Genomic DNA, 18,474 nt, shown 5'->3' on the forward strand with positions numbered 1-18,474 from the left:
ACGCTGATGTCGCTGTCTTCCCACTGGTGCACCAGGGCACGGGTCTCGGCGTCGTCGACGCTGACCGTGATCGCCTCGCCCTACCGCGAAATCACCCGGCCGGTGCTGGATTACGTCAAACGGGTGACGAAGGAATCGCCGCGCACGGTGGTGACGGTGTTCATCCCCGAATATGTGGTGGGGCACTGGTGGGAGCAGGTGCTGCACAACCAGAGCGCGTTGCGGCTCAAGGGCCGGCTGCTGTTCATGCCGAACGTGATGGTGACTTCGGTTCCGTGGCAACTGAATTCGTCGGAGCGGCTCAAGGCGCTGCAGCCTCGTGCCACTCCGGGCGACGCGCGCAGGGGATTTCTGGAATGACGGAACTGACTCTGACCACGGGCCCGGCGGCCAACGGCGGCAGCTGCGTGGCCCGCCACGACGGCCGCGTGGTGTTCGTCCGCTATGCCCTGCCCGGCGAGACCGTACGGGTCAAGGTGCTCGACGAGCGCGGATCGTATTGGCACGCAGAGGTTGTCGAGGTGATAGATCCGTCACCGGACCGGGTCGCGTCGCTGTGCCGGATCGCCGGCGTCGACGGTGCCGGGTGCTGCGATCTGGCATTCGCCGAGCCCGGTGCGGCGCGTCGGCTCAAGGGCGCGGTGGTGGCCAACCAGCTGGCCCGGCTGGGCGGATACACCTGGGGCGACGAGCAGAGCGACGAGCCGCCCGCGGCCGAGCCGGTGGGTGCCGGTGACGTACTCGGCTGGCGCACCCGGGTACGGCTGGACACGACCGGCGACGGCCGGGCCGGGTTCCACCGCTACCACAGCGCGGAGCTGGTGACCGACCTCGACTGCGCACAGCTGCCGGCCGAGCTGACCGACGGATTGGCAGAGATGCGTTGGACCCCCGGCGCGCATGTGCACGCGGTGCTGGATTCCGACGGACGCAGGCACATCGTTCAGTCGGGCCCCAAGACCGGCCGCCGAGACGGTCGTGCGGCCGGTGCGAAGAGTCAGACGCGCGTGATCGAAGGCGAGTACGAGGCGGTGCAGCGCATCGGTGACCGGCAGTGGATGCTGCCGGTGACGGCGTTCTGGCAGGCCCACCGTGACGCGGCCGCCCTCTACAGCGGACTGGTAGCCGATCGGTCCGGCCTGCAGCCGGGCATGACGGCGTGGGATCTGTACGGCGGTGCCGGGGTCTTCGCCGCCGCGTTGGCCGAGCAGGTCGGGCCTGACGGACGGGTGCTGACGGTCGACACCTCCCGGGGGGCGTCGCGTGCCGCGCGCAGCGCGTTGGCCGACCTGCCCTGGGTCTCGGTGGTCACCGATTCGGTGCGGCGTGCGCTGTCCGCGCAGTCGGGACATCCCGATGTCGTGGTGCTCGATCCGCCGCGCACCGGTGCCGGGCGTGAGGTGATCGACGCGCTGGCCGCCACCGAGGCGCCGAGGGTCATCCACATCGGTTGTGAGGCTGCGTCATTCGCCCGCGACGTGGGGCTGTATCTGCGGCACGGGTACGCCGTGGAGGAATTGCGGGTGTTCGATTCCTTCCCGCTCACCCATCACGTGGAGTGCGTCGCCGTGCTGACCCGCTGAACGGGCCCGACTCATTCCTGGGCGTCGGGGCCCATCGTGGGGGTGGGGAAGTGGGCGTAGGTGGCGCGATTACCGCCCTCGGCCTTCGACTGATTCATCGCCGTGTGGGCCAGGGTCACCAGGGCGTCGACGATCTGCGGAGTGGGCAGTTCGGTCAGCGGACGCAGCTGGCTGCACGCGCTGCCGATGCTGGCGGTCAACCGCATGGGCGTGGTGGTCAGCGCCATGCGGATCCGGTTCACCAGGGGTGACGGATCGTTGGTCTTGAACACGTCGGCGATCAGGAACTCGCTGTCGGACACGTGGGCCAGTGGGACCTTGTGGCGTACGGTCTCGCGGATCGCCTGGGCGACCGCGACGCGGGCGTGCAACGTGCTGTGGCTGCCGTCCATGTCGCTGAGCAGCGCCATGTCATCGATGCCGACGGCCACGACCACCAGGTACTGGTCGTCGTGGCGGCTGTGGGAGCCGAGCATCGTGGCGGTGTGCATGTCGAAGGCCTCGCGGTTGAGCAGACCGGTCAGCGGGTCGATCTCGCTCGGATGCTGGACGCGGTCGGGTTCGATCAGCTCGACCGCCATCCGGCACAGCGCCGAAGTGCTCAGGATCACCAGGAGCGCGACCAGCGTGCCGACGGCCCCCAGCCAGACGTCGGTGAGGCCCACCCGGACCCCGAGGAAGGCCACCACGGCGCCGGAGGCCACCCAGGTCAGGTGCAGTACCCGGCGGCTGTGCAGGAATGCGGTGTAGGCGGTGATCAGGCTCAACGAACTGGAACCCATGAGGCCGACTACCGGATCCACCAGCAGGATGCAGGTCGCCGCGATGCAGGCCGTCCCGAGGGTCACGACGGCCCACGACTGGGTGCGGCTGGGCCACTGCCGCCGCCACCACCACTGCGCCAGGGTCAGGCCGCCGATGCCGACCGCCACCGCGACGTACTGGAGGCCGCCGCGTGGCCCCATCGGACTGACCAGCAACAGCAATGGCACCAGACTCAGTCCGACGATGGTGACCCCGACGAGGCGCTGCATACCGGCGCGCTTGCCCTGCGCTGCCAGCAAGGCAGTACGCGCGTAATAGTGATCGAATGGACTCAACCAGCACCCCGGAGTAATCGACTTCGCCTACACCCTACGTAATCATGATGGTCGGCGTTTCGCCGCCGGTTCGAGGCGCTGCCACGGACTTCGTCGATATTTGCTCACGTACCGCACCTGTTAGCGTGAACCGCAGGTGTGCCGGGAAGTCTGGTCGGCGTTCGATGCATGCTGACCTCAGGAGCCCGATGACCAATCGCCGTTTACCCACCAGCCGACGCCTGCTCGCGCGCGGGTCGTGGCCGGAGTGGCAGCGGGTCTCTGATCTGCTGCGCACCGAGACCGTCGGCGGGGCGTTGCTGCTGGCCGCCGCCGGCGCGGCGCTGGTCTGGGCGAACTCCCCGTGGTCGAGCGGCTATCACCGGCTCTCGGAATTTGTCGTCGGCCCGCAGTCGCTGCACCTGAACCTGAGCCTGTCGGCCTGGGCCGCCGACGGGCTGTTGGCCGTCTTCTTCTTCGTCGTGGGCGTGGAGCTCAAGCGTGAATTCGTCGCGGGCGACCTGCGTGACCCGGCCCGTGCCGCGCTGCCGATCGCGGCGGCCGTCGGCGGCATGGTGGTGCCCGCGGCGATCTTCGTCGGGATCAACATGTTCTCGGGCCATCCGGAGAACCTCGGCGGGTGGGCGGTCCCCATCGCCACCGACATCGCTTTCGCGTTGGCGGTGCTGGCCGTGGTGTCCACCCACCTGCCCGCGGCGCTGCGGATCTTCCTGCTGACCCTGGCAGTGGTCGACGACCTGCTGGCCATCACGGTGATCGCCGTTTTCTTCACCGATGACGTGGCGCTCGGGCCGTTGGCCGCCGCGCTGATTCCCATCGCGCTGTATGCGTTTGCTGTGCAGCGGGGTGTGCGCCAGTGGTGGATCCTGATGCCGCCGGCGATCGTGGCCTGGGCGCTCGTCCATGCCAGTGGTGTGCACGCCACCGTGGCCGGGGTGGTGCTCGGGTTCACCGTTCCGGTCCTGGGCCGCCACGCGTCGGCCAAGCACTTCGAACACCTCGTACGCCCGCTGTCGGCAGGGTTTGCCGTGCCGGTGTTCGCGTTCTTCGCGGCGGGCGTGACGGTCGGTGGTTGGTCGGGTTTCGCCGGCGCCCTGTCACACCCGGTGACCATCGGGGTGATCGCCGGCCTGGTGCTCGGTAAACCCATCGGCGTGCTGGCCACCACGTATCTGCTGGCCCGCTTCACCCACGCGAGCCTGGACGAGGATCTCGCCTGGCGGGACGTGCTCGGTGTGGCGATGTTGGCCGGGATCGGATTCACGGTCTCGCTGCTCATCGGTGAACTGGCCTTCGGGCACTCCACCGTGGCCGACGACGACGTGAAGATCGCTGTGGTCACCGGATCGGTCGTGGCAGGCCTGCTCGCGTCGGTCGTCCTGGTGTCGCGCAATGCCGCATATCGCCGTATTCACCAGCTGGAGACGGTCGACGCCGACAACGACGGTGTGCCCGATATCTATCAGCCTCGACAGGACTGACTTCGGGATGCGTGCGTACACTGGCTGGATGCTTGAACAGGTCCGCGGTCCCGCTGATCTGCAGCACCTGTCACAGTCCGAGTTGACTGATTTGGCACAGGAAATCCGTCAGTTCCTGATCCACAAGGTCGCTGCAACCGGCGGACATCTCGGCCCCAACCTGGGGGTCGTCGAACTCACCTTGGCGCTGCATCGCGTGTTCGATTCGCCACACGATCCGATCGTCTTCGACACCGGTCATCAGGCCTACGTGCACAAGATGCTGACCGGCCGCGCACAGGATTTCGACAGCCTGCGGTGCAAGGACGGTCTGTCCGGGTACCCGTCGCGCAGCGAGAGCGAGCACGACTGGGTGGAGTCCAGCCACGCCAGCACGGCGCTGTCCTATGCCGACGGTCTGGCCAAGGCCTTCGAGCTGACCGGGCACCGCAATCGCCACGTGGTGGCGGTGGTCGGTGACGGCGCTCTGACCGGTGGCATGTGCTGGGAGGCGCTGAACAACATCGCCACGGGTGGCCGGCCGGTGGTCATCGTCGTCAACGACAACGGCCGCAGCTACGCGCCCACCATCGGCGGCTTCGCCGACCATCTCGCGGGCCTGCGGTTGCAGCCGGGCTACGAGCGGATCCTGGAGGAGGGCCGCAAGGCGGTCCGTGGGCTGCCCGTCGTCGGCGAGTTCTGCTACCAGTGCATGCACAGCATCAAGGCCGGCATCAAAGATGCGATCGCCCCGCAGGTGATGTTCACCGATCTGGGCATCAAGTACGTCGGCCCGATCGACGGTCACGACGAGCATGCCGTGGAGAACGCGCTGCGCCATGCCCGCGGCTTCAAGGCCCCGGTGATCGTGCACGTGGTGACCCGCAAGGGGATGGGCTACGCGCATGCCGAGAACGACGAGGCCGATCAGATGCACGCCTGTGGCGTCATCGATCCCGAGACGGGGCTGCCGACGAAGGCTTCCGCTCCCGGTTGGACGTCGGTGTTCTCCGACGAGCTGGTCAAGGCCGGCGCCAAACGGCGCGATGTCGTGGCGATCACCGCGGCCATGCCGGGGCCCACGGGTTTGAGTGCGTTCCGGGACCGGTTCCCGGACAGGTTCTTTGACGTGGGTATCGCCGAGCAGCACGCCATGACCTCGGCGGCCGGCCTGGCCATGGGTGGCCTGCATCCGGTCGTGGCCCTCTACTCCACGTTCCTCAACCGCGCGTTCGACCAGCTGATGATGGATGTGGCACTGCACAAGCTGCCGGTCACCATGGTGCTGGACCGGGCCGGTGTCACCGGGCCCGACGGGGCCAGCCACAACGGGGTCTGGGACCTGTCGGTGCTGGGCATCATCCCGGGCATCCGGGTCGCGGCCCCTCGTGACGGTGCCTCCTTGCGGGAGGAATTCGGGGAGGCGCTCGCGGTCAACGACGGCCCGACGGCGCTGCGGTTCCCCAAGGGTGATGTGGGCGAAGACATTCCGGCGCTTGAGCGGCGCGGCGGCATCGACGTTCTTGCCGTTCCGGCCGAAGGGCTGACCGACGACGTGCTGCTGGTCGCGGTGGGATCGTTCGCGTCGATGGCGTTGGCCGTCGCCGAGCGGCTGCGCAACCAGGGCATCGGTGTCACCGTGGTCGATCCGCGCTGGGTGCTACCGGTTCCGGATGTCGTCGGTGAGTTGGCCCGTCGGCACAAGCTGGTGGTCACGGTCGAGGACAACGGCGTGCACGGCGGCATCGGTTCCTCGGTGTCGGCGGCGCTGCGCCACGCCGAGATCGACGTGCCATGCCGGGATCTCGGTGTCCCGCAGGTGTTCCAGGAGCATGCCTCGCGTGGGGAGGTGCTCGCTGCCGTCGGTCTGACCGATCAGCACATCGCCCGCCAGATCACGGGGTGGATCGCCGCGATCGGCGCGCGGGTGGGCGAGCAGGAAGTCAGCCACCAGGTCGACTAGGAATCGTCCGGTTTGTCGCGCATGTGGTCGGCGCCGCGGCGCTGCAGTCGCAACACGTAGATGGCGATCGCCAGGACGAGCACCAGGCCGCCGAGCACGCCGACCTGAACGATCGCTCGGGCGAACTCCGGCCCTTTGTCGAGCAGCTTGGCCGCGTCCACCGACACCACGACGATTTCCTTGATGCAGGCCAGGATGCCGACGATCAGGAACGGCTCGGCAACCAGCTCACGCGAGCGCAGTGAGGTCCGCACCGCGTAGAGCAGTTCCACGAAGATGAAGACCAGTAACAGTCCGTCGAGCAATTCCAGCATGACGGGGGTGGTCGGACTGCCGCCCAGTCGCAGCAAGGTGTTGACCTGCGCGACGATCAGCACGACGGACCCGACGAGCAGTAGTGCCGCGATCGACCAGTAGACCCCGTCCTCGGCGATCCTCAGGGCACGGTCGGCGAAACGCTCTCGTTCCTGTTCGTCTTCGGCTTCCTGCTGCTGCGCCACCGCACTGACGATATGCCAGTCCCCGCGTCACCACGGGCGAATCAGGTCGCGATCGCCGGCCGCGGAGCAGGCGTCACCCCTCCTCAACTACGTTGCAGAGATGGACGGCGAACTGCAGAACTGGAAGGACGCCGGGCAGTCTTTCGACTACCTGGGCTTCGACATCTTCTACCGGGTCGAGGGTAGTGGGCCGAATCTTCTTCTCATCCACGGCTATCCGTTCAACTCCTGGGACTGGTCACTGATCTGGCCCACGTTGACCGAGCGGTTCACCGTCATCGCGCCGGACATGATCGGGATGGGGTTCTCCGACAAGCCCGTGGCTTACGGCTACACGGTGCCCGACCACGCCGACATGCACGAGGCGCTGCTGGATCACCTCGGCGTCGGCAGTGCCCACATCCTGGCCCACGACCTGGGGGATTCGGTGGGCCAGGAACTGCTGGCCCGCCACCGGTTCGGTGACCGGTCCTACGGCGCACTGAACATCGAATCGATCACCTGGCTCAACGGCGGACTGTTCAACGAGGCCTACACGCCGCGGCTGCTGCAGAAGGCGATGTCACGAACCCCGTTGGGCGACATCATGAGTCCGCTGCAGGGCAGCCGGTTCTCACGTCGGCTGGTGGAGCCCACCATCCGGGAAATGTTCGGGGTGAATACCAAACCGTCGCAGGAGCTGATGGAGAAGTTCCACCAGATCCTTGAGTTCAACGACGGGAAGCGGGTCGTCCACAAGGTCGGTCGGTTCGTCAACGACCGCTATACCCACCGCAACCGGTGGGTGCGGGCCATGCGGGAGACCGACGTGTCGATGCGGCTGATCGACGGGCCGTCGGACCCGAACTCCGGGCGGCACATGGCGAAGCGCTACCTCGAGGTCATCCCTGACCCGGACGTGGTGATGCTTGCCGATGACATCGCGCACTGGCCGCAGATCGAGGATCCGCAGGGCGTGCTGACGCACTTCCTCGCCCACATCGACCGGGTGGGCGGATGAAGTATCGGTGGTTCAGTCGGTACTGAGCGCGGCGGCCAGCACCGGCACCGTCAGTTCCCGCTGCCACGGCCGGACGTTGGCCTCGACGAGGAATTCCTCCACTGCTGTGGCCACATCGGCGACAGGACGCCAGTCCCAGCACAGCCGGCGCACCACTTCTGGCGTGATGAGGTTCTCGGCGGGTACCGAGACCCGTTGCGACAGTTCGGCCAGACCGGCCTTGGCGGCTTCGAGGCGGGCCGCGGCTTCCGGTTTGCGTCTGGCCCACCGCGCCGCGGGTGGCGGCCCGCTCTGAGCCTCGTTGGCCTCGGGCGGATCGGTGTTGTCCCTGGCCCGGGCCAGCGCGTCCAGCCAGACCTTCGCGCTCTTGCGCTGTTTGGCGCCGCCGAAGACCGGCAGGGCGATCAGTTCCTCGACCGTCTTGGGGTCGGTCGTGGCGGCGTTGATGATCGCCGCGTCGGGCAGGATCCGTCCGGGTGCGATGTCGCGTCCGCGGGCGATGGTGTCGCGGGTGGTCCACAACTCGCGTACCGCCGCCAGTGCCTGCGGGTTGCGCACCTTGTGGATACCAGAGGTGCGCCGCCACCGGTCACGCCGGGTGGGTTGGGCGACGTAGGTGCGCAGATACTCGAATTCTTGTGTCGCCCAGTCGGTCTTGCCCTGCTCATCGAGGACCGCGGCGATTGCGTTGCGCAGCTCCAGCAGCACCTCGACGTCCAGGGCGGCGTAGTTGAGCCAATCCGCGGGCAGCGGGCGTTTGGACCAGTCGGCCGCGCCGTGGCCCTTCATCAGCTGCAGGCCGAGCAGCCGCTGGACCATCGCCGCGAGGTTCACCCGCTCGAAACCGGCCAGTCGGCCGGCCAGTTCGGTGTCATAGAGCTTGCCCGGGCGCAGGCCGATCTCGGACAGGCACGGCAGGTCCTGGTCGGCGGCGTGCAGGACCCATTCGTCCTGGGACAGGGCATCGGCCACCGGCGCCATCGCGTCGATGGGGGAGCCGCCGTGGTTGACCGGGTCGATCAGCGCGGTACCCGAACCCACGCGGCGGATCTGCACCAGATATGCGCGGTTGGAGTAGCGGAAGCCCGAGGCGCGTTCCGCGTCGATCGCGAACGGGCCGCTGCCCTTGGCCAGAGATGTTGCCGCAGAGGAGATTTCACTCGCGGTGACGCAGACATCGGGTACCCCTTCGGCAGGGGAGAGCAGCGGGGTCGATTCGGCCTCGTCGGGCTCGGCAGCGCCTGGGTCTGTTGAGACTTGAGGGTTTTCGTCGGTCATGTCAAGCGCGCGTGCGGGAACTCAGGTCGGTGACACCGGCCGGCGGCAACCCGGCGGCGTGCTCGAGAACTTCGCAGAATGCCTCCACATGCGGCCCCAACTCCAGATCGGTGGCGGTCCAGGAGGCCCGCAGCTCGAGCTGATGTGCCCGTGGCGGGCCGGAGATGTCGCCGTAGCGGACCGAGGTGGTGGCGGTGACGGTGCCGCCCAGCGCGGTGACGTGCTCGGCGCGGGTCTCCAGGGCGTCCACCAACCAGCTCCAGGCCACCTCGGGCAGGAGCGGGTCGACGGCCTCGCTGGAGTCCAGGTCGGCCTGGATGTAGGCGACCAGCCGCATGGTGCCGTCCCAGGCCTCGGCGCCTTCGGGGTCGTGCAGCAGGATCAACCGCCCGAACGCGTCGCCCTCGGAGCGCTCCGGGACGACCGTCGTCTCGGGATGTCGGACCTCGGCGCCCAGCGCATAGCTGTACGGCGCCAGCCGCTGGGGCGGTCGTATCGGACCCAGCTCGATTTCCGGCCGTACGGTGGTGGCGCTCATCGCCGCCACCGCCGTCCGGAACTGGGCCGGTTCGGCAGAGGTCACGGCTTTTGACGCTAGCTGATAAGGCAACGACGGTACGCAGGCGCGCCGGAGTGAGGCAGTCACGAACCGGCAACGGCCCGCGTCAGACGGGTCGTGGCACCATAGGAGCCGATGAGTACCCGCCGGGAGCTGCCCGAATCCCCCTACCTTGCCGCCGTCAGTGGCCGCACTCCGCACCGTGTGCCGGTGTGGTTCATGCGCCAGGCCGGCCGGTCATTGCCGGAATATCGTGCGTTGCGCGCCCAGCACCGCATGCTGGACGCCTGCTTCGACCCGGAACTGGTCTGCGAGATCACCCTGCAACCGGTGCGCAGGCACGGCGTGGACGCCGCGATCCTGTTCTCCGACATCGTGGTGCCGCTGAAAGCCGCCGGGATCGGCCTGGACATCGTGCCCGACGTGGGCCCGGTGATCGAACAGCCGATCCGGACGTCGGCAGATGTCGAGGCCATGAAACCGCTTGATGCGGCGCAGGTCTCGTCGGTCACCGAAGCGGTCTCGATGCTCGTGCGCGAGCTGGGCGAGGTGCCGCTGATCGGGTTCGCGGGCGCCCCGTTCACGCTGGCCTCCTATCTGGTCGAGGGCGGTCCGAGCCGTCACCACGAGCGCACCAAGGCGATGATGCTGGGCGAGTCGGCCACCTGGCATGCCCTGATGGCCGCGCTGACCGATCTGACCATCGCGTTCCTGCAGGCCCAGGTCGACGCCGGGGTCGACGCGCTGCAGGTGTTCGACTCCTGGGCCGGCACGTTGTCGCTGGCCGACTACCGCGCCTACGTGCTGCCGCACACCACGCGGGTGTTCGCCGCCATGGCCGGGGCCGGCGTACCGATGACACATTTCGGGGTCGGCACGGCAGAACTGCTGGGAGCCATGTCCGAGGCGTTGGGTCCCGCGCCGGCCACCATGGTCGGGGTGGACTGGCGCACCTCTCTGGTGGACGCCGCGGCCCGGGTCGAGCCGGGCCGCGCCCTGCAGGGCAACCTGGATCCGGTGGTGTTGCTGGCCGGTTGGCCGGTAGCCGAGGAGGCGGTGCGCCGTGTGGTCGCCGACGGGCGGGCCGCAGTGGCCGCCGGGGCGGCAGGGCACGTCTTCAACCTGGGCCACGGTGTGCTGCCGGCGACCGATCCCGGCATCATCACCGAGGCGGTGACCCTGGTGCACTCCCTGTGAGTGCGTCCTACTGCGTTGTCGGCGGCGGTATTTCAGGGCTCGTCGCCGCCTACCGGTTGAGGCTGGCAGCCGGACCCCGGGCACAGATCACGCTGCTCGATCCGGCGGACCGGCTGGGTGGCGTGCTGCGCACCGAACGGGTCGGCGGGCAGCCGTTCGACGTCGGCGCCGAGGCGTTCATCGTGCGCAGGCCAGAGATGCTCGACCTGCTCGACGAGCTGGGTCTGGCCGGCCGCCGGCTCAGCCCGACCGGCACCCGCCCACTGATCTACAGCGGCGCGCGGATGCATCAGCTGCCGCAAGGCACCGTGCAGGGCATTCCGGCGCAGGCGTCGTCGTTGCTCGGTCTCGTCGACGACCAGACCGTGGCCCGCATCCTCGACGAGCGGGCGCGGCCACTGAAGTGGACGCCGGGCGCCGATCCGTCGGTCGCCGAGCTGGTCGGTGACCGGTTCGGCCCACAGGTGGTGACGCGGTCCGTCGACCCCCTGCTCACCGGCGTGTACGCCGGATCGTCGACGACTATCGGGGTGCGATCGGCGGTGCCGTCGGTGGCCGCCGCGCTGGACCGCGGGGCCCGCAGCCTCACCGAGGCGGTGCGCGAGGCGCTGCCGCCGCCGTCGAACGCACCGGTGTTCGGCGCGGTCGACGGCGGCTACACCGTGTTGCTCGAGGAGCTGCGACGCCGGGCCGATGTGCGGTGGGCCCAGGTCACCGCGGTGCGGGTGGATCGGCACGGACGTGGCTGGTCGGTGCTCGACGACGAGGGGGCCAGCTGGTACGCCGACGGGGTGGTGCTGGCGGTACCGGCGCCGCACCTGCCGTTGCTGATCGAGCACATCGCACCGCAGACGGCCGCCGCAGCCCGGCGCATCCGGGTGGCGTCGGCGGCGGTGGTGGCCCTGGCGCTGCCGGGTGGGACACCGTTGCCGCAGCAATCGGGCGTGCTCGTGACCGCGGGGGAGCGCCTCAACGCCAAGGCGATCACCATGTCCTCCCGCAAGTGGGGCCGGCGCGGGAATGTCGAAATGGTGCGGTTGTCGTTCGGCCGGTACGGCGACGATATGGCCGCCAACACCGGCGATGACGACCTGCTGGCCTGGTCGGCACGCGATCTGAACACGCTGTTCGGCGTCACCGTGGATCCGGTGGACAGCCACGTGCACCGCTGGATCGACGCGATGCCACAGTACGGTCCGGGCCACGGCGAACTGGTCGCCGAACTGCGCGCCGGGCTGCCACCGACCCTGGCGGTGGCCGGTGCTTACCTCGACGGGATCGGGGTGCCCGCATGTGTGGGCACCGCCACCCGGGCGGCCGCGGAACTGGTGCGCGGCGGCGTGGCACGATAGGCGCATGGCCAAGCTCGACTACGACGAACTGAACTCCACCCTCCGCTACCTGATGTTCTCGGTGTTCGCGGTGAGCCCCGGGGAACTGGGTGAAGAACGCACCCAGGTGACCGACGAGGCGGCGGCGTTCTTCAAGACCCAGGAAGAGCGCGGAGTCGTCGTGCGCGGCCTGTATGACGTGGCCGGCCTGCGGGCCGACGCCGACTTCATGGTCTGGACCCACGCCGAGACCATCGAGGCGCTGCAGGCGACCTATTCGGACTTCCGCCGCACCACCGCACTGGGCCGCATCAGCGACCCGGTGTGGAGCAGCGTGGCGCTGCACCGGCCGGCCGAGTTCAACAAGAGCCACGTCCCGGCATTCATCGCCGGCGAGGATCCGGGCGACTACATCTGCGTGTACCCGTTCGTGCGGTCCTACGAGTGGTACCTGCTTCCCGAAGAAGAGCGTCGCCGCATGCTGTCCGAGCACGGCATGGCCGCCCGCGGCTACAAGGATGTGCGGGCCAACACAGTGCCGGCGTTCGCCCTGGGCGACTACGAGTGGATCCTCGCCTTCGAGGCTCCACAACTCGATCGCATCGTCGACCTGATGCGCGATCTGCGGGCCACCGACGCCCGCCGCCACACCCGCGAGGAGACGCCGTTCTTCACCGGCCCGCGGGTCAGCGTCGAGGATCTCGTCGCCAAGCTGCCCTAGCATTCTCTTCGTTTTGTCACGCTGGAGTGGCTGTCGAACCCGACAGCCACTCCAGCGTGACAACGGGGGTTTGGTTCGGTGCCCGTTGTCACGCCAGAGTGACCCTGGCCGTCGAGCGCCACTCCAGCGTGACAGTGTGCGCGTGACAGTGGGTGTGACTGGTGGCAGGTGGATTGACCTGGGCCTTCAGCCAGCGGGTCTACCCTCGCGGACATGACTGCTCCGCAAGAATCCGATCGCTTCGAAGAGATGTACCGCGACGAGCGGACGGCGCACGGACTGCCCGCCGCGACCCCGTGGGACATCGGCGGGCCGCAACCGGTCGTGCAGCAGCTCGTCGCGCTGGGCGCCGTCAAGGGTGAGGTGCTCGATCCTGGCACCGGGCCCGGTCACCATGCCATCCACTACGCGTCAAAGGGCTTGTCGGCCACGGGTATCGACGCCTCACCGGCCGCGATCGAGCGGGCGAGACAGAACGCGCAGAAGGCCGGCGTGACGGTGGACTTCCGGGTGGCCGATGCGACCAAGCTCGAGGGGCTGGAAGGGAAGTTCGACACCGTCGTCGACACCGCCTTCTATCACGTCTTCACCGATGACCCCGAGCTGCAGAACTCGTACGTGCGGGCCTTGCACCGGGCCACGAAACCCGGTGCGCGGCTGTACATGTACGAGTTCGGCGACCACACCGTCAACGGCTTCAAGATGCCGCGTTCGATGACGGCCGACGATTTCCGCGGGGTGCTTCCCGACGCCGGCTGGGAGATCACCTATCTCGGCACGACCACCTACCAGGGCAACGTCAGCGTCGAGGTCTTCGAGATGATGGCGGCCCGCAACCCTGACATGGCCGATCAGATGACGCCGCTGCTGGAACGGTTGCGGGTCATCGAGCCGTGGTTGGTCGACGGCCGGGTGCACATGCCGTTCTGGGAGGTACACGCCACCCGGGTCGATTGAAGGCCCGGCCTTACTCCGTCTTGGGCACCAGCTTCAGTGAGATGGAGTTGATGCAGTACCGCTGATCAGTGGGGGTGGGGTAGCCCTCGCCCTCGAAAACGTGGCCCAGGTGGCTGTGGCAGTTGGCGCAGAGCACCTCGACCCGGCGCATGCCCAGCGAGGTGTCCGACCGAAGGATCACCGCGGCCGAATCGGCCGGGTCGAAGAATGACGGCCAGCCGCAGTGGGATTCGAACTTCTCGGTGCTGCGGAACAACTCGGCGCCGCAGGCCCGGCACTCGTATACCCCTTCGGTCTTGGTGTCGGTGTACTCACCGACGAACGGGCGCTCGGTGCCCGCCCGGCGCAGCACGGCGAACTCCTCGGAGCTGAGCTTGGCGCGCCACTCGTCGTCGGTCAGTTGCACCTTGGGGCCCTCGGTCGTCATATTCCCAAGTTACGTTCTGTCCGGTGGTCGGCGCCACCGATCTCGCCCACGGCGATCAGGCAGATCGTCTGTTATGCCCACACCAGTTCTCGGCTGGCCTGGCTCGGCGCCATCCCGAACATCTCGTGACAGACCCGGTTGGCGTGTGCGCTGTCGGTGAACCCGGCGGCATGGGCGGCGTCGGTGAGCGATGCCCCGTCGCGCAGGGCTTCCACAGCGCAGCGTAGGCGCGCCCAGCGCACATACGTCGGAAACGACTGTCCCACCTGCTCGTTGAACAGTCGACCGAGCCGGCTCGGTGACAGTGCGACCCGTTGTGCGACGTCGGTGAGCCGGACCGGGTCCGGAAGCAGGCGCGGGATCAACTCGACCGCGGCGAGCACGCTCGCGTGCCAGCTGTCTGCCGTCGGCCGGGCGTACCCGGTGGGCGGAGCGGCCATCAGCTCGTCGAGCAGCTGCTCCGGTGGCAACGGACTTGTCCAGCAGGGAAGTTCGCGACCGGTTGACACCCATTCGGCCACATCGTCACTGTCGGGGGAGGTACGACTGAAGGCGCTCGGATCGAGGAAGACGAGCACCCCCGATGTGGGCGTGAGGATCCGGATCGAATGCTCCCGCCCCGGCGGGATGACCGCAGCGGAGGTCACCTCCCGGCGTCCGTGGCCGTCGGCCAGCTCGAACGGGTCTGCCCAGGACCGCACCACCTGGGCGGCCGCGTGGCGATGTCGGCGCGCATCGGACAACTTGCCGGTGTAGCACAGGGCGCCCGCAACGACCGCCAGTGCACCTGACCAGGCGGCGCGGTCTTCGCTCATCACCTCAATCTCTCATACGACCGATCGGTACAAGCGATGGCGGCGACAACCGGTCAGGGTGGAGTATCAGCACATCGACGAGGGGAGCCCCCATGCCGGCAATGTCACGGATCGAGCGCGCATTCTGCAAGACGGCGCTGTGGCGCGGAGGCACCGGGCAGGCTGTGCTCGGCAGCATCCCGGTTGATCGGCTCGGCCACGATGTGCTCGAAATCGGCTCGGGCAGCGGCGATATCGCGGCCCGGCTACGCCAGGCCAACCCGGAGCTGGCCATCACCGCCACCGACTTCGATCCGGCCATGGTGCGCTCGGCGGCCAGGCGGTTGCAGGCGTTCGGCGATGTGACCGTGTGCGGGGCGGACGCCACCGACCTGCCGTTCGGCGACGACTCGTTCGATTCGGTGCTCAGCTGCCTGATGCTGCACCACATCGTGGACTGGGAGAAAGCGATCGCCGAGATCGCCCGGGTGCTGCGGCCCGGCGGGGTGTTCACCGGCTATGACCTGACCCGCACCCCGATGGCGACCGCGGTCCACCGGCTCGACCGGTCACCGTTCCGCCTGGTCAATCCCGACGAACTCGACGAGGTGTGTGCGCGGCACGGCCTGGCGATGCAGACCCGTACCCGATTGGCGGGACAGGTCATGCAGTTCACCTCAGACTGATTCGGCTTCCTTGGGGCGGCTCAGCCAGGGCGGGTCGATGCCGTCGTCGAGTCGCCCGTCCTGCTTGGCGTCCAGGTAGCGGAAGTACAGCACACAGAACACCACGATCAGCATCAGTGACCAGCCGTAGGTGATCTTCATGTACTCCAGGAACCGGCCGGTGGTCGGCCAACGCCACAACAGCCAGCGGTCCATGGTCATGAATCCGTAGACGGCCAGCCACGCCGGCCAGTTGCGGATCACCGAGTTCGGCAGCACCACCGTCATCAGGAACGGGAACAGCATCATCGAGTAGTAGCCCTGGGCCAGTCCGAGCACCAGCCACGAGCTGATCAGCAGGACACCCGAGGAGGTCAGCATCCAGAACAGCTGATCGCGTTCGCGGTAGTAGCGGTACAGCAACCAGAGGCTGACCACTGCCAGCACCACGGCCGCCACGCGCAGCGCGATGATCAACCACATCGGCAGCCCGTAGTAGATGCCGTTGCCCAGGATCGAGGAGTTGAAGTAGTCGCGGGTCTCAAGGATGTAGGGCGCGGTGTTGCGTACGAAGCCCATCGGGTCGGCCGACAGCGGCCAGGCCACGGCATTGAACACCAGGGGCACACCGATGGCCGTGATCAGGGCGCGCCACTGCCGGTTCAGCAGCGGCAGCAGCAAAAGCACCACCAGCAGCGGTTTGACCACCAAGGTCAGACCGATCGCCGCGCCGGCGATCAGGACGTTGCGGGTGCCGCCCTTGAGCAGGAACCAGAAGAACAGCACCTCACCGAGCAGCACGCAGCCGTTGATGTTGGTGAAAACCAGTGTGTTGGTGACCGATTCGGTGCAGAACATGGCCAACAGCAGGGCCGGTAGCGCCACCGAGGTCAGGGAGAACTTGAACAGCCGTACCAGAAAGCAGGCCGCGATGATCACGGCCACGGCGTTGAACGCGACAAACCAGAAGCGCGACGCGAACTCCGGCAGGAACCCGAACGGAGCCAGCAGCAGTGTGCCGCCCGGCGGGTACAGGTAGTGCGGGTCGACGAAGTTGAAATGCTCGTTGTAGATGGCCCAGTGCCGGCGGAAATTCGAGACCGCGCGGTACACCGGCCCGAAGTCGTCGGTGATGTAACCGTTGGTCGCCAGCACGTAGCTGCGATGGATGATCGACAGGATCGCGAGCGGCCACAACACCGAGCGCAGCACCGTGGCGGTGCTCGGCGGGGAGGTGCGGGGACGGAATGCGCTCACGAAACCGGAGATGATGGAATCTGCTGCCGCCACCAGCGAACCTTATACCGACGCCGATCGGGCCCCGCGTCAGGCGGGACAGTACGTGTCGGTCTCGGGCAGTTTGCCGCTGTCGAGGTAGCCCGTCAGCGGGGGCAGCGCGCACGGCGTGTAGATGCTGGCGCCGTGGCCGATGCCCTGCCACATCACTCGTCGGTTGTTGGCGCCGGCGTTGATGATCGTCGCGGCGACGGCGGCGACGCCCTCGCTGCCGACGATCGGGTCGTTGCGCACGCCGAGCAGCAGCACCGGAATCTTGAGGTCCTGCGGGTCTTTCGGTGCCGTCCCGCTGGGCCAGTTGAGGCATTTGACGAGATTCAGCGCTCCGACGGCGCCGAACTGCGGGTAGAGCTTGCCCCAGGCGACCACCAGTTCGCGGACGCGGTCCGGGGTGGGCCGGTTGAGCGCATCGCTGCAGGAGTTGACGAACTGGCCGTCGGTTTGGCGCAGGTTGTCCGCCTGGGTGATGAGGCCCGAGATCGGGCCGGCGTCACCGGCGCGAGCCGCCGCCAGGGCGTTCGCCAGGTTGTTGGTGGCGGCCACGCGGTCGCCCTGCGGGAAGCCCAGGCCCGTGGTGATCGCGTCGGCCAGGGTGGCCACCGAGGCTCCGCCGGGGCCGCGACCGGCCCGGGCGTCGGCCAGCAGGGCGTCGACGGCGGCCTTCGGATCTGGCGCCAGCGGGCAGTTGGTGGCCACACACTGCGCGGCGAAGGCGTCCAGTGCGGCCTGCTGTCCCTTGACGCGCTGCTCGGCCGCGGCCTCGGCGCCGACGGCCAGCGGCAGCGGGGAGTCCAGGATGAGCCGGGCCACCTTGTTGGGGTGTGACCCGGCGTAGGCGAGTGCCACCTGGGCGCCGTTGCCGACGCCCATCAGCGCCAGGGCGGGCACATCCCAGGTGCTGCGCAGCCGTTCCAGATCTTCGGCGGCGTGGGAGTTGTCGTAGGCCGAGTCGCCCGGGGCGATGGTGTCGGTGCAACTGGTCGTGGCGGTCATGGTGACCGCCCCCAGGTTGGCCACCGGATCATTGCCGGCCTGAAACTGCGTCTGGTCCAGCATCTCCTGACGGTCGTAGACGTCGCGGCAGTCCAGTGCGCCGGACATCCCGATGCCGCGCCGGTCCACTGCGACGATGGGGTGAGATTTGAGAACGTCGGTTCCCGAGTGCGCCAGCCATGTCGGCAGCTGCACCGAGGAGGGGATGTCCGTTCCGGTGGTCATCACCAGCGGGCCGGCATCCGGCGGGGTCTGCGTGGATCGGGCCCGGACCACGCCGATGCTGAGCGTGCCGGTGGCCCCGTTGATCGAGTCCAGGTCGGCGTCGTAGGTCGCGCAGTCCAGCGTGATGTCGGGCAGCGGCTGGATGCCGGCACCGTTGAACACGCGCGGCGTGCAGTCCCGCCAGGACAGGTCGTTCTTGGGTGCATCGATGCCGGGTTGGCCGGGTGGGGCCGCCGAGGTGGTTTCGGGCTGTCCCTGCGGGTGGGCGCCGGAGTTGGTGGCATAGCGCGGATCTGCGGCCAACAGGGGTGAGCAAGCGGTGAGCAGGAGTGACAGGACGGGCGCGGCGACCGCCGACCTCCGCAGGGCTTTCACCAGCTGATGACGCATGCTGACCACAGTAGCGACACGTACGGAGCAGATGC

Annotated in this window: 17 protein-coding genes and 1 pseudogene; 10 read left to right on the forward strand and 8 right to left on the reverse strand. The window is 68.2% G+C overall.

Annotated elements, in window-relative coordinates; translation table 11 throughout:
* A pseudogene (locus A5779_RS03935) lies at positions 1-360 on the forward strand (hypothetical protein); the annotation flags it as partial.
* Positions 357-1,583 (forward strand): class I SAM-dependent RNA methyltransferase, encoded by a 1,227-nt coding sequence (locus A5779_RS03940; protein ID WP_064879185.1) that lies wholly within the window; start codon positions 357-359, stop codon positions 1,581-1,583. The pseudogene A5779_RS03935 and the gene A5779_RS03940, both read left to right, overlap by 4 nt.
* An 11-nt stretch (positions 1,584-1,594) precedes the next feature.
* Here the strand turns inward: A5779_RS03940 and A5779_RS03945 are convergent, their stop codons facing one another.
* The gene (locus A5779_RS03945) at positions 1,595-2,683 is read right to left on the reverse strand and encodes a GGDEF domain-containing protein (RefSeq protein ID WP_064879187.1); all 1,089 of its coding nucleotides are present in this window, start codon (positions 2,681-2,683) and stop codon (positions 1,595-1,597) included.
* A gap of 188 nt (positions 2,684-2,871) precedes the next feature.
* Between A5779_RS03945 and nhaA the strand changes: the two genes are divergently transcribed.
* Together nhaA and dxs are read left to right on the forward strand one after the other, a co-directional pair.
* Positions 2,872-4,164: a Na+/H+ antiporter NhaA gene (nhaA, locus tag A5779_RS03950; protein ID WP_064879188.1), complete on the forward strand. Its 1,293-nt coding sequence runs from the start codon at positions 2,872-2,874 to the stop codon at positions 4,162-4,164.
* A gap of 28 nt (positions 4,165-4,192) precedes the next feature.
* The gene (gene dxs, locus A5779_RS03955) at positions 4,193-6,106 is read left to right on the forward strand and encodes a 1-deoxy-D-xylulose-5-phosphate synthase (RefSeq protein ID WP_064879277.1); all 1,914 of its coding nucleotides are present in this window, start codon (positions 4,193-4,195) and stop codon (positions 6,104-6,106) included.
* On the opposite strand, the gene A5779_RS03960 is transcribed toward dxs, so the two are convergent.
* Positions 6,103-6,606: a phosphate-starvation-inducible PsiE family protein gene (locus tag A5779_RS03960; protein ID WP_064879190.1), complete on the reverse strand. Its 504-nt coding sequence runs from the start codon at positions 6,604-6,606 to the stop codon at positions 6,103-6,105. The two genes, dxs and A5779_RS03960, sit on opposite strands and share 4 nt — an antisense overlap.
* A 100-nt stretch (positions 6,607-6,706) precedes the next feature.
* Between A5779_RS03960 and A5779_RS03965 the strand changes: the two genes are divergently transcribed.
* Positions 6,707-7,606: an alpha/beta fold hydrolase gene (locus A5779_RS03965; protein WP_064879192.1), complete on the forward strand. Its 900-nt coding sequence runs from the start codon at positions 6,707-6,709 to the stop codon at positions 7,604-7,606.
* A gap of 12 nt (positions 7,607-7,618) precedes the next feature.
* Here A5779_RS03965 and A5779_RS03970 read toward each other — a convergent pair whose 3' ends face one another.
* Together A5779_RS03970 and A5779_RS03975 are read right to left on the reverse strand one after the other, a co-directional pair.
* Positions 7,619-8,884 carry an HRDC domain-containing protein gene (locus A5779_RS03970; RefSeq protein ID WP_064879194.1) on the reverse strand — a complete coding sequence of 422 codons (1,266 nt, stop codon included), beginning with the start codon at positions 8,882-8,884 and terminating at the stop codon, positions 7,619-7,621.
* Between the two features lies 1 nt (position 8,885).
* Positions 8,886-9,494, reverse strand: a complete 609-nt coding sequence (locus A5779_RS03975; RefSeq protein ID WP_276029242.1) for a DUF3000 domain-containing protein — start codon at positions 9,492-9,494, stop codon at positions 8,886-8,888.
* An 84-nt stretch (positions 9,495-9,578) separates the two neighbouring features.
* On the opposite strand from A5779_RS03975, the gene hemE reads away from it, so the two are divergent.
* The 4 genes from hemE to A5779_RS03995 all read left to right on the forward strand — a co-directional run bounded on the left by hemE (position 9,579) and on the right by A5779_RS03995 (position 13,649).
* Positions 9,579-10,640, forward strand: coding sequence for a uroporphyrinogen decarboxylase (hemE, locus tag A5779_RS03980; protein ID WP_064879196.1), 1,062 nt, complete (start codon positions 9,579-9,581; stop codon positions 10,638-10,640).
* A complete protein-coding gene (locus A5779_RS03985; protein WP_064879199.1) occupies positions 10,637-11,992 on the forward strand; it encodes a protoporphyrinogen oxidase in 1,356 nt (451 codons plus the stop codon). Before hemE ends, A5779_RS03985 begins: the two co-directional genes overlap by 4 nt.
* A 4-nt stretch (positions 11,993-11,996) precedes the next feature.
* On the forward strand, positions 11,997-12,692 hold the full coding sequence (gene hemQ / locus A5779_RS03990; RefSeq protein ID WP_055113328.1) for a hydrogen peroxide-dependent heme synthase: 696 nt from the start codon (positions 11,997-11,999) through the stop codon (positions 12,690-12,692).
* A 213-nt stretch (positions 12,693-12,905) separates the two neighbouring features.
* Positions 12,906-13,649: a class I SAM-dependent methyltransferase gene (locus A5779_RS03995; RefSeq protein WP_064879201.1), complete on the forward strand. Its 744-nt coding sequence runs from the start codon at positions 12,906-12,908 to the stop codon at positions 13,647-13,649.
* Between the two features lie 10 nt (positions 13,650-13,659).
* On the opposite strand, the gene msrB is transcribed toward A5779_RS03995, so the two are convergent.
* Both msrB and A5779_RS04005 read right to left on the reverse strand, forming a co-directional pair.
* Positions 13,660-14,076: a peptide-methionine (R)-S-oxide reductase MsrB gene (gene msrB / locus A5779_RS04000; RefSeq protein WP_055113332.1), complete on the reverse strand. Its 417-nt coding sequence runs from the start codon at positions 14,074-14,076 to the stop codon at positions 13,660-13,662.
* A 71-nt stretch (positions 14,077-14,147) separates the two neighbouring features.
* Entirely contained in the window at positions 14,148-14,891 is a 744-nt protein-coding gene (locus A5779_RS04005; RefSeq protein WP_064879203.1) for a helix-turn-helix transcriptional regulator, read from the reverse strand.
* 92 nt (positions 14,892-14,983) lie between these two features.
* Between A5779_RS04005 and A5779_RS04010 the strand changes: the two genes are divergently transcribed.
* On the forward strand, positions 14,984-15,556 hold the full coding sequence (locus tag A5779_RS04010) for a class I SAM-dependent methyltransferase (protein ID WP_064879205.1): 573 nt from the start codon (positions 14,984-14,986) through the stop codon (positions 15,554-15,556).
* Here A5779_RS04010 and aftC read toward each other — a convergent pair.
* Both aftC and A5779_RS04020 read right to left on the reverse strand, forming a co-directional pair.
* On the reverse strand, positions 15,548-16,825 hold the full coding sequence (aftC, locus tag A5779_RS04015) for an arabinofuranan 3-O-arabinosyltransferase (protein ID WP_064879206.1): 1,278 nt from the start codon (positions 16,823-16,825) through the stop codon (positions 15,548-15,550). The genes A5779_RS04010 and aftC overlap by 9 nt on opposite strands.
* Positions 16,826-16,861: 36 nt before the next feature.
* The gene (locus tag A5779_RS04020) at positions 16,862-18,439 is read right to left on the reverse strand and encodes an alpha/beta hydrolase (protein ID WP_064879279.1); all 1,578 of its coding nucleotides are present in this window, start codon (positions 18,437-18,439) and stop codon (positions 16,862-16,864) included.
* Positions 18,440-18,474 lie beyond the last annotated feature (35 nt).

The organism is Mycolicibacterium peregrinum (assembly GCF_001665625.1).
GTDB lineage: Bacteria > Actinomycetota > Actinomycetes > Mycobacteriales > Mycobacteriaceae > Mycobacterium > Mycobacterium peregrinum_B.